The following is a 10,476-nucleotide window of genomic DNA, read 5'->3' on the forward strand; positions in this document are numbered from 1 at the left end:
GCGGCAGTGAAAATGGTCCTGTCGCGGCATCGAAAATAAAAGCGCGAGGCGCTCATGCCGCGGCGTATAGTGAGACGACTCACACTCGCGCTTTTGCGCATCGGGGAGGCATCATGGCCGAACTTTACCCAGCTCTTTATAAGGACTTCGAAGTGCACCCGCTGGTGTTTTCGCGAGCATTCGACAAGTTCGACGGACACAAGCGCCACTCCGAAGGCTATGACGTCGCGGTGCGCGTCTGCCGGCCGGGCGCGATCAGCGGTTCGAAGGCGAGCCGCGTATTTCGTCTCGTGCTGCCGCTCACGTTCTCCGATTTCGGCGTGGCTAAACGCAGCGCGAGCCAGTACGGCGCGGACATCATCGACGGCAAGGTGGAAGGCGCGACGGTCCAGGATCTGTGAGCCGCGTGTGCGTCATTTCACGAGCATGAAATAATTCGCGCGATTGTTTGACGTCTTGCGAACATCTCTATACAATCCGTTTTCTCTGACGCGGGGTGGAGCAGTCTGGCAGCTCGTCGGGCTCATAACCCGAAGGTCGTAGGTTCAAATCCTACCCCCGCAACCGAGCATTGTTGAAAGCCCGCTGGCGCAAGCCATGCGGGCTTTTTAACTTGTGCGGCGTGCGCGTGCGCATGCGTTGAAGCACGCGCGCCCATCCACCTTCACTCCGCATCAATCGCCCATTCCACCGCCGCTTGCGCATGCAACGCAGTCGTATCGAACACGGGCAACGCAGAATCTTCCGCCTTGATCAGCAACGTGATCTCGGTACAGCCGAGAATCACCGCCTGCGCGCCACGCGCCGCCAGCGCTTCGATCACACGCAGATACACCGCGCGCGAAGCGTCGTTCACTTTGCCGTGGCATAGCTCGTCGTAAATGATGCGATGCACGTCCGCGCGTTCGGCTTCGTCGGGAATCACGGTCTCGAGGCCGTAGCGCTCGCGCAGCCGCCCCGTGTAGAAAGTTTGCTCCATCGTATAGCGCGTGCCCAGCAAGCCTACCCGCTCGACGCCTGCCGCGCGCAGCGCGCTGCCGGTCGGATCGGCGATATGCAGGAAGGGCACGTCGATCGCCGCTTCGATCGATTCATACACGCGATGCATCGTATTGGTCGCCAGCATCACCAGATCGGCGCCGCCGCGTTCGAGCTGGCGCGCGGCGTCGGCCATCTGCTGGCCGAGCGCGGTCCAGTCGCCCGCGCGCTGGTTCGCTTCGATCGGCGCGAAGTCGACGGTGAGCATCAGGCTGCGGGCGTTGTGGTGGCCGCCCAGGCGCGCTTTGGCGTGGCGGTTGAGGAGCTTGTAATACTCGGTGGACGATTCCCAACTCATCCCGCCGATCACGCCGATCGTTTTCATATGACTGCTCCGTAAGTGGATGACGGCGCGGCATCGACCGTCTGTCCGGCGAGTATAGGCGGGCGGCGCCATGCACTGCCGGTACGGATCGTGCGCCGCTCGCCGGTACGCCCAGACAAAAACCTCGAACGAAAACGTCGAACGAAATCGCCGCCACGCGCTTTCTGACGCCGATAGAATCGTAATCAATCAGGACGGGATCAAAGGGAGCGATAGATGGATCTGATCATCCGCCGCGCGATGCTGCCGCCGGGCGCCGCGCCGCAACATAAAGAGCCGGTTGACATCGGCATTGAAGCGGGCCGTATCGTTGCGGTCGAACCGAATCTGGCCGCTACCGCGCGAGAAGAAATCGACGCCGCGGGCTCGCTCGTCACACCGCCGTTCGTCGATCCGCATTTTCATATGGACGCAACGCTCTCGTACGGCCTGCCGCGCGTGAACGCGTCGGGCACGCTGCTCGAAGGCATCGCGTTGTGGGGCGAACTGAAGCCGGATTTGACGCAGGAGGCGTTGATCGAGCGCGCGCTGCAGTATTGCGACTGGGCCGTCGCGCGCGGATTGCTGGCCATCCGCAGCCATGTGGATGTGTGCGACCCGCGCCTGCTCGCGGTCGAGGCGCTGGTCGAAGTGAAACGCCGAGTCGCGCCGTATCTCGACCTGCAACTGGTGGCCTTTCCGCAAGACGGCGTGCTGCGCAGCCCGGGCGCTTTCGAGAACCTCAAGCGCTCGATCGCGATGGGTGTGGACGTGGTCGGCGGCATCCCGCATTTCGAGCGCACCATGGCAGACGGCGCGCAGTCCGTGCGCCTCTTGTGCGAGTACGCGGCGGAGCAGGGCTTGCGCGTCGACATGCATTGCGATGAATCGGACGATCCGATGTCGCGGCACATCGAGACGCTCGCGGCCGAAACGCACCGGCTCGGTTTGCACGGGCGCGTCACCGGTTCGCATCTGACCTCGATGCATTCCATGGACAACTACTATGTCAGCAAGCTGCTGCCGCTGATGCGCGAGTCGGGCGTCGCGGCAATCGCGAATCCGCTGATCAACATCACGCTGCAAGGCCGCAGCGACACGTATCCGAAACGGCGCGGCATGACGCGCGTACCGGAGATGATGGCGGCCGGCATCAACGTCGCATTCGGCCACGATTGCGTGATGGACCCCTGGTATAGCCTCGGTTCGGGCGACATGCTCGAAGTCGCGCACATGGGCTTGCATGTGGCGCAGATGACGGACGTCGACGGTATGCGCGCCTGTTTCGACGCGGTGACGGTGAACGCCGCGCGCATTCTCGGTCTGGAAGACTACGGTATCGCGCCGGGATGCGCGGCCAATCTGGTGCTGCTCGACGCGCGCGATCCGGTGGAAGCAATCCGCTTGCGCGCCGCGCGCCTCGCGGTGGTGAGCCGCGGCAAGGTGGTGAGCCGCGCGCCGGCTGCGCGCGCGGCGCTGTCGCTCGAAGGCCGGCCCGCGCAAGTGGATTTCAAACTGCATCGCGGCTGATCGCAGCGAGGCTCGGAGCTTCGCGCGAAACAAAAAAACCGGTGCCTGCATAACGCAGGTCACCGGTCTTTTATCGGCGCATGCAGAGCGCCGACGCTTGCATCAACCGATCAATGCGCCGCGCCCGGCGACATGCCGTTGTGACGCAGCAAAGCGTCGATATTCGGCTCGCGGCCGCGGAACGCCTTGAACGATTCCATCGCCGGGCGGCTGCCGCCCACTTCCAGAATCTCCTTGCGGTAACGCATGCCGGTCGCCTGATCGAGCACGCTGCCGCTCGCCGTTTGCGCCGCTTCTTCGAATGCCGCGTAGGCGTCGGCGGAAAGCACTTCAGCCCACTTGTAGCTGTAGTAGCCGGCCGCATAACCGCCCGCGAAAATATGGCTGAACGTGTTCGGCCAACGCGAGAACGGTGCCTGCGGCACGACATGGAAGCGCTCGTTGATTTCGCTCGCGAGCTCGGTGGCGTTCTTCGTGCCGGACGCGTCGAAGCCGGTATGCAACTGCATGTCGAACATCGAGAACACGATCTGGCGCAGCGTGCCCAGACCGCTCTGGAAGTTCTTCGCGGCGAGCATCTTGTCGAACAGATCGCGCGGCAACGGCCTGGCCGTTTCGACGTGCGAGGTCATGTCGCTCAGCACGTCCCACTCCCAGCAGAAGTTCTCCATGAATTGCGAGGGCAGTTCGACCGCGTCCCACTCGACGCCGTTGATGCCCGACACGCCCAGCTCATCGACGCGCGTCAGCATGTGATGCAAACCGTGGCCGAACTCATGGAACAGCGTGATGACTTCGTCGTGCGTGAAGCAGGCGGGCTTGCCGCCGACCGGCGCCGAGAAGTTGCAGGTCAGATACGCGACCGGCGTTTGCACGCTGCCATGCGTGTGCTTGTGACGGCCGCGCGCGTCGTCCATCCAGGCGCCGCCGCGTTTGCCTTCGCGCGCATACAGATCGAGGTAGAACTGCGCAACGAGGCCGCCGTCCTGATTCTCGACGCGGAAAAAGCGCACGTCCGGATGCCACACGGCCGCTTCGTCGCGACGGATACGCACGCCGAAGAGTGTCTCCGTGACCTTGAAAAGACCCTTGAATACGGCGTCTTCCGGGAAGTACTGTTTGACTTCGTTCTCCGAGAACGAATAGCGCTTCTGACGCAGACGCTCGGCGGCGAACGTCATGTCCCACGGTTGCAGCTCGGTCATGCCCAGTTCGTTGGCGGCGAACTCGCGCAGTTCTTTCCAGTCCTGCTCGGCATGCGGACGCGCACGCGTGGCGAGATCTTCGAGGAAGCTCATGACCTGGGCGGGCGACTCGGCCATTTTCGGCGCGAGCGAGACTTCGGCGAAATTGTTGAAGCCGAGCATATGCGCTTCTTCGGCGCGTAGTTTCAGCTGGTCCGCGAGCACGGCGGTGTTGTCCCACTCGGGCTTGCCGTTGCCGTATTGCGGGCCGAGCTCGGAGGCGCGCGTGACATAGGCGCGATACATCGCTTCGCGCATCGGACGATTTTCCGAGTACTGCATGACCGGGAAATACGACGGGAAGTGCAGCGTGAACTTGTAGCCGGTTTTGCCTTCGCGTTCGGCCGCTTCCTTCGCGCCTTCGATCACGTCTTCGGGCAGGCCGGCCAGTTCGGCTTCATTGCCGGCTTCGACGATATACGCGTAAGCGTTGGTCGCGTCGAGCACGTGATCGGAAAACGCTTTCGAGAGCGCCGCCTGGCGTTCCTGCAATTCGGCGAAATGGGGCTTCTGGTCTTCCGGCAATTCCGCGCCGGACAGGCGGAAATCGCGCAGCGCATTGCCGAGGATCTTCTTGCGCTCGCCGGTCAGCAATTCGAACTCGACGCTGGCATTCAACGCCTTGTACTTCTCGTATAGCGCGAGATTCTGCCCGACGCTCGACCAGAACTCGGTCACGCGCGGCAGATTCTCGCCGTACACGGCGCGCAATTCGGGCGTGTCGGCAACCGCGTTCAGATGGCCGACCACGCTCCACGCGCGCGACAACGGTTCGGTGGCGCGCTCGACCGGCTCGACCACGTCGGCCCACGAGGCGGGCGTGATGGGCTGGGCAGCGCGCTCGACGGCGGCGGCCGCGTCGGCGAGCAGCACATCGAGGGCGGGCGTGACGTGTTCGGGGCGGATTTCGCCAAAGCGCGGCAGGTCGGAGAAATCGAGGAGCGGATTGTCGTGATTCGAGGCGGTAGTGGACATGAGGCTTCCTGTCTGACGCGGGTGAACGGGTAATCGGTGCATCGACGGGCGGCCCCCGAGGGGACTGCCTTCGGGGCGCGCGCTATCACGCCCCATAACAGCCGATACAGACATTATTGGGGCAGGGCGCGTTGATTCCAATCCGTCGGCAGACAAATTATCCGATGTCGCGGCCCTGTGCGCGAGCGCGACATCGCAGCCGAGCGCCCCGCGCGCCGAAATTCGCCGTTGTGCTCTGTGCGAAAGCGCACGGTTTCGATTGCTGCTATGCGGCAATGTGGAGCGTCGCATTCGGTCGGCGGCGTTTTTTGCAAAGAGGTACAGATGAATCCGCTTTCGGACGCTCTCGCGCACAAGGGCAATAATTTCGATCTGGTGCGGCTGTTTGCCGCCATTGCCGTCGTGTATGGCCATTCGTATGTGCTTCAGGCGCCCGACGGCAGCACGGACTGGGTCCAGAACGCGCTGGGTTTCGACGGTTTCGGCGCGCTGGGCGTCTACGCCTTCTTTCTGCTGAGCGGCATGCTGGTGACCGCCAGCTTCGACCGGCAGCGGTCCGTGCCGCGCTTCGCCGTGTTGCGCATCGCGCGGATCTGGCCGGCGGTGGCGGCCGGGTCGCTGGTGACGGTGTTCATCGTCGGTCCGCTTTTCACGACGCTGCCGCTGCGTGAGTATTTCGCTTCCGGTATGACGTGGGCCAATCTGGACAACTTCTCGACCATCGTGCGCTCGGCCGGCTGGGCGCTGCCCGGCGTGTTCGAGCACAACCGCTATCCGATCGACATCTGCGGACCGCTCTGGACGCTGCCAGTCGAAGTGCGCTGCTATCTGCTCGTGCTCCTGACCGGCATGGTGGGTTTGCTGTCCAGCTCGCGCGGTGTGGTGGTCGCGGCCGCGCTCGGCTGCGCCTTCTTCATGCTGCATGTGGATCACGCGCATTGGCAGATCGGCTTGCGCGATTTCAGCGAAACGCCCGACGACTATTCGTTCTGGCCGGAGCCGTTTTTCATGCTGGGCATGCTGCTGTATGGCTGGCGTGAACGGATCGACATCAACGGATTGACCGCGCTGGCGTTCACGATGGTGTTTCTGGTGTTCCGCGACACCGCCGGCGCGCAGCCGCTGTTCTATCTAGCCTTCGTGTATGGCGTGCTGTGGATCGGCACCACGTCGCTCCTGCGACGCTTCGTGCCGCGTCACGATTATTCGTACGGCATCTATCTGTATGGCTTCATGGTGCAGCAATGCGTCGCGAACATCGCGCCGCAGTTGAGCCATGTGACGGCCGTGCTGATCGCTGCGCCGGTCATTCTGCTATGCGCGGCGCTGTCGTGGCACTTCGCGGAGCGGCCGGTGCTGAAGTGGTGTCGCGGGCGTCTGGCGCGGCCCTCGACGCCGCTGGCCGCGGGCATGCCGGCTGGCGATCAGGCCGTGCGCTGAGATCTGGTGAGATGCGCTGACGTATGAGGCGAGCGCGGCGCCGATGGATGCGGATACCTTGGCAAGACGCCGAGGCAGCAAGATCGCGAAGGCGGCGAGGGCGCTTCACCGGCGTTCAGGCGATCGATGCGAACGCTGAGAACTGTGGCTCGCGTTAGCGCCGACGAATGTCGATACCTGGCACGACGCCAAGGCCGTAAAGTCCGCGAAGCCGGCGAAGACGCTTCGCCGGCCTTTCTTCTACCGCTTTACGCGTTCGCTGCCGCTTCGCGCTCGGCGGCCTCGATCGTATTGACGAGCAGCATGGTGATGGTCATCGGGCCGACGCCGCCCGGCACCGGCGTGATGTAGCCGGCCACGTCCTTGACGCCCGCGAAATCCACGTCGCCGCACAGCTTGCCGGCTTCGTCGCGATTCATGCCGACGTCGATCACCGCCGCGCCCGGTTTCACCATCTCTGCCGTGAGAATGTTGCGCAAGCCGGTGGCGGCGACGACGACATCCGCGTTGCGCGTGTGAGCGGCCAGATCGCGCGTCTTGCTGTGGCAGATCGTGACGGTCGCCCCGGCTTCGAGCAGCAGCAACGCCATCGGCTTGCCGACGATGTTCGAGCGACCGATCACCACCGCGTTCGCGCCTCGCAGTGGAATCTCGTAAGCGGCGAGCATTTTCATCACGCCGTACGGCGTGCACGGACGGAATAACGGCTGGCCGGTCATCAGCGCGCCCGCGTTGGCGACGTGAAAACCATCCACGTCCTTTTCCGGCGCGATCGCCTCGATCACCTTGTGGCTGTCGATATGCGGCGGCAGCGGCAGTTGCACCAGAATGCCGTGGATGCGCGGGTCGCGGTTCAGTTCGTCGATGCGCGCGAGCAGTTCGGCTTCCGGCAGATCGGCCGGATAGCGGTCGAACGACGAGCCGAGCCCGTTGTCGTGGCACGCCTTCACTTTGTTGCGCACATACACTTCACTGGCCGGATTGTCGCCGACCAGCACCACCGCGAGGCCCGGCTGATGCCCGCGGGCGGTGAGGGCGGCGGCGCGCGCGGCGACATCGGCGCGCAGGGTCTTGGAAAGGGCTAGGCCGTCGATCAGTTTGGCAGTCATGGTCGGGTCGAGATGGGCAGTTTGGGAAGCGGGGCAGCGCGCAGACGCTTGTGCATGCCGCGCGCGATGGCGCTTTTCAACGGGAATGGGTCGGCACGTGAAAAGCGCGCGGCGCGAATCGGGGTTAAGCGGCGCTGCAAAGTGCGACATTATACCGGCCCTGCCTGGGGCGCTGCGTGGGGATTACGGGCGCGGCGCAACGGAGCGCAGCGGGCGCGGGTGCCGCTTGCCTTGCGCATGGTGCACCATGGTGCGCACTGGCGCGCGGTTCGGACGGCGGCATCGGGGGAGGGGGGCGGCCGCCGGCAGGTGCATGCTGAGGACCGCGCCCGCGGCTTGGTGCGGCGGGCAAAGCAGGGCAAGCAATCCAAGGCAAGGCAAGGCAAGGCAAGGCAAGCCAAGCCACGAGCGAAGCCGTCGAACGCAGCCGCTACGGCTGGACCGCCTGCCAACCCGAGTCCGGATCGAACGATGTAATCGCCGCCGCCGCGCGGGCGGTTCGTGGCCCCAGGTTCTTCTGATAGATCTGCCCGTCCTGGTTGACGATGAAACTCATCACGCCCGTCTTGCCATAGTCGTCCGGCGAGGCGATCAATCCGAATCCTTTGCTCAGCACGGCGTTATCGACGTAGTTCCTCGCGCCGCCTTTCGCGTGCGCCCCTTGCGCGGTGAGAATGCGGAAGTGATAGCCGTGATACGCGTTTTCCGGCTGCGTGCCGTCGCGCATGGTGACGGCGAGCGGACCAAGCGGGCTTTCCGCTTCGCCGGGCGCCGTCGTCCAGTACAGGCCGTCGTGCTGTCCCGGCGTACTGACGAAGCGCTGTGCGTAGTGCCGGGTCAGGTTGTGATAGTCGTATTGCGCATCGAGATAGGCGAGCGAGGTCAGGATCGCGGCGTGTTCATTGCGGCCGATGCGTCGTGTCAGCATCTCGTCGCGTCCCGCCGGCGGATCGAAACGCCAGCCGTTGCGCGCGTGCACGAGTGGAATCGGCAACGTCCAGCCGCTGTAGCCGACCGTCAGATGCGCGGTGGCGAGCCCGTTGTCCATGATCGGATCCTCGACGATCTGATGGTTTTTCGACCATTCGCCGAGGAACTGGTAGATGTCGTCCTCGCCGACGTCTTCGGTTGGAATGAAACGATGAAAGTCGCTGCCGAGCACGCGCTTGAGCGCATCTTCGTCGTTGCGGGCGAGGGCTTCGACGAAGGCGTTGGCGGCGTCGTCCGCGCTCGGATAGACCGCCTGCGCATGGGCCGGGATCGCGCTGATCAGCAGAACCGGCGCAAGCAGCAGTGTACCGGTGGTGCCGAGCACGATAGCAAGCGTCAGAGCATGGGCGCGCAGTGTGCCCCGTGAGAATAGATGCATCATCGAACTCGCTCCTTTTTGTTCAACGGCCGCGGCCGAGGTGATGTTCGCCTGCGCCGCCACCGCCCAGGGCGCGGCCTCCGTCACCGCCACCTGGACCTCCGCCACCACCGCCGCTCATGCCGCCGCTGCGCTGGACCCCGCCGCCATTCGCGCCAAGACCTCCGCTCGCCCGTTGTTGCGGATCGCCGCCGTTCGCGCCAGGACCTCCGCTCGTGCGTCGCAGACCGTCGCCATTCGCTCCACTTGCATGTTGCTGGCCACCGCTGCCGGCGAGCGCGTCGCGGCTCGCCTGGCCGCGCCGGGCGTCCTGGCGCGCCGCATTGCCGTCGCCGGCGCTGCGTAGCGCGTTGTCGCGATTCACGTTCTGCACGCGCTTCTGCAAATCGACGTTCGCCGTGCCGCCGTGATGGATCCCTTGCACACGCTGACTCGCGCTGCCACCGAGGTTCTGGCCCGTGCGGCTTTGCAGCGTGTGCTGCGCCCGGGCGCGGGCGTCGTCGCGTGCGCGATACGCATCGCGCTGGGCGCTGCCTACGTTGTTCAAGCCGCGATTGACATTCGCGCCGCCGATGTTGCGATTGACGTCGGCATTGCGGTTCCAGTTCGTCGTGCGGCCGTTCACGTCGAGGCGGTTGTGCACGTTGATATTGTTGTACCGGTTCACGTTGATGTTGACGTCATGCGAGTGCCAGTCGAAGCCGCCCCACAGCGCGTTCGCCACCGCGATGCCGGCGCCGAACGCGAGGCCCGCGAAGAAACTGGTGCCGATCACATAACCGGGCGGCGGCGGCACATACACCGGCGGATACGCGGGATAGGGCCACACGCCGTACACCACCGTCGGGTTGTAGGTCGGCACGTACACCACTTGCGGATTGGCAGGCACGATCTGGATCGTGCTCTGTTCGACCACGATCGTTTGCTGCGACGTCGTCCTCAGATTGCCGGCCGCCTGTGCTTGCCTGCGCAGACGCTGCACGGAGTCCATCACGTCGCCGGGCTGGGCGAGAAACGCGCTGCCGAGTTGCGTGACCCAATCCGCTTTCGAGGCCATGGTGGCGAGCACTTGAGGGAAGGCAACCAGCGACTGCACACTCGGGTCCCACGGCTCTGACGCGACTGCCTTGACGGCGCTGTCGCCTTGCAGCGTGGAGTTGGCTCTGGACCATATGGCGGCGGCCTGCACGGCTTGCGGAAAAGTGGACGCCATCAGCACCTGGGCGAGCAGCGCGTCCGGATAAAGAGCAATAGGGGCGGCCAGCGAATCGAGCTGCTGGCTCGATATCTTTGCGCCACCTTGCGCATGGACGGCGTTCGGCGCGGCCAGTCCGACCAATAGCGGCGCTCCCGCAAAAACGGCGCAAACAAGCAACACACGCATGGCGTGTGCTCCGGATCGTTTCACGATGAATTCCTCCCCGTGGGATTTATACGACGAGATGTCGGTGCGTAACGCGGGCTGCG

The 10,476-nt window shown here is 64.4% G+C and carries 8 protein-coding genes and 1 tRNA gene; 4 read left to right on the forward strand and 5 right to left on the reverse strand.

Translation table 11 applies throughout. The annotated features are described in order from the left end of the window. Nucleotides 1–113 precede the first annotated feature (113 nt). Both B0G73_RS07510 and B0G73_RS07515 read left to right on the forward strand, forming a co-directional pair. Entirely contained in the window at nucleotides 114–401 is a 288-nt protein-coding gene (locus B0G73_RS07510) for a hypothetical protein (protein ID WP_106279408.1), read from the forward strand. Nucleotides 402–490: 89 nt separating this feature from the next. Next, nucleotides 491–564, forward strand: a tRNA-Met gene (locus tag B0G73_RS07515). Nucleotides 565–664: 100 nt separating this feature from the next. On the opposite strand, the gene B0G73_RS07520 is transcribed toward B0G73_RS07515, so the two are convergent. Beyond that, a complete protein-coding gene (locus B0G73_RS07520; protein ID WP_106279409.1) occupies nucleotides 665–1,363 on the reverse strand; it encodes an aspartate/glutamate racemase family protein in 699 nt (232 codons plus the stop codon). Nucleotides 1,364–1,579: 216 nt separating this feature from the next. On the opposite strand from B0G73_RS07520, the gene B0G73_RS07525 reads away from it, so the two are divergent. Next, on the forward strand, nucleotides 1,580–2,872 hold the full coding sequence (locus tag B0G73_RS07525) for an amidohydrolase family protein (RefSeq protein WP_106279411.1): 1,293 nt from the start codon (nucleotides 1,580–1,582) through the stop codon (nucleotides 2,870–2,872). Between the two features lie 110 nt (nucleotides 2,873–2,982). Here B0G73_RS07525 and B0G73_RS07530 read toward each other — a convergent pair whose 3' ends face one another. After that, nucleotides 2,983–5,091 (reverse strand): M3 family metallopeptidase, encoded by a 2,109-nt coding sequence (locus tag B0G73_RS07530; RefSeq protein WP_106279413.1) that lies wholly within the window; start codon nucleotides 5,089–5,091, stop codon nucleotides 2,983–2,985. Nucleotides 5,092–5,415: 324 nt separating this feature from the next. On the opposite strand from B0G73_RS07530, the gene B0G73_RS07535 reads away from it, so the two are divergent. Next, complete coding sequence (locus tag B0G73_RS07535; protein WP_106279415.1) at nucleotides 5,416–6,531, forward strand: acyltransferase; 1,116 nt, start codon at nucleotides 5,416–5,418, stop codon at nucleotides 6,529–6,531. A gap of 248 nt (nucleotides 6,532–6,779) precedes the next feature. Here the strand turns inward: B0G73_RS07535 and folD are convergent, their stop codons facing one another. The 3 genes from folD to B0G73_RS07550 all read right to left on the reverse strand — a co-directional run bounded on the left by folD (nucleotide 6,780) and on the right by B0G73_RS07550 (nucleotide 10,417). Continuing rightward, a complete protein-coding gene (gene folD / locus B0G73_RS07540) occupies nucleotides 6,780–7,640 on the reverse strand; it encodes a bifunctional methylenetetrahydrofolate dehydrogenase/methenyltetrahydrofolate cyclohydrolase FolD (RefSeq protein WP_106279417.1) in 861 nt (286 codons plus the stop codon). 430 nt (nucleotides 7,641–8,070) lie between these two features. Further along, nucleotides 8,071–9,012, reverse strand: coding sequence for a DUF2950 domain-containing protein (locus tag B0G73_RS07545; RefSeq protein ID WP_106279772.1), 942 nt, complete (start codon nucleotides 9,010–9,012; stop codon nucleotides 8,071–8,073). A 19-nt stretch (nucleotides 9,013–9,031) separates the two neighbouring features. Further along, a complete protein-coding gene (locus tag B0G73_RS07550) occupies nucleotides 9,032–10,417 on the reverse strand; it encodes a DUF3300 domain-containing protein (protein ID WP_106279774.1) in 1,386 nt (461 codons plus the stop codon). Nucleotides 10,418–10,476: the final 59 nt, after the last annotated feature.

Origin of the sequence: Paraburkholderia sp. BL25I1N1 (assembly GCF_003002025.1) — a bacterium.
Lineage (GTDB): Bacteria > Pseudomonadota > Gammaproteobacteria > Burkholderiales > Burkholderiaceae > Paraburkholderia.

Excerpts from the sequence above, each read along its gene's own strand:
- B0G73_RS07535 (WP_106279415.1), top strand. The coding sequence starts at position 5,416 with ATGAATCCGCTTTCGGACGCTCTCGCGCACAAGGGCAATAATTTCGAT.
- folD (WP_106279417.1), bottom strand. The coding sequence starts at position 7,640 with ATGACTGCCAAACTGATCGACGGCCTAGCCCTTTCCAAGACCCTGCGC.
- B0G73_RS07510 (WP_106279408.1), top strand. The coding sequence starts at position 114 with ATGGCCGAACTTTACCCAGCTCTTTATAAGGACTTCGAAGTGCACCCG.
- B0G73_RS07545 (WP_106279772.1), bottom strand. The coding sequence starts at position 9,012 with ATGATGCATCTATTCTCACGGGGCACACTGCGCGCCCATGCTCTGACG.
- B0G73_RS07525 (WP_106279411.1), top strand. The coding sequence starts at position 1,580 with ATGGATCTGATCATCCGCCGCGCGATGCTGCCGCCGGGCGCCGCGCCG.
- B0G73_RS07520 (WP_106279409.1), bottom strand. The coding sequence starts at position 1,363 with ATGAAAACGATCGGCGTGATCGGCGGGATGAGTTGGGAATCGTCCACC.
- B0G73_RS07530 (WP_106279413.1), bottom strand. The coding sequence starts at position 5,091 with ATGTCCACTACCGCCTCGAATCACGACAATCCGCTCCTCGATTTCTCC.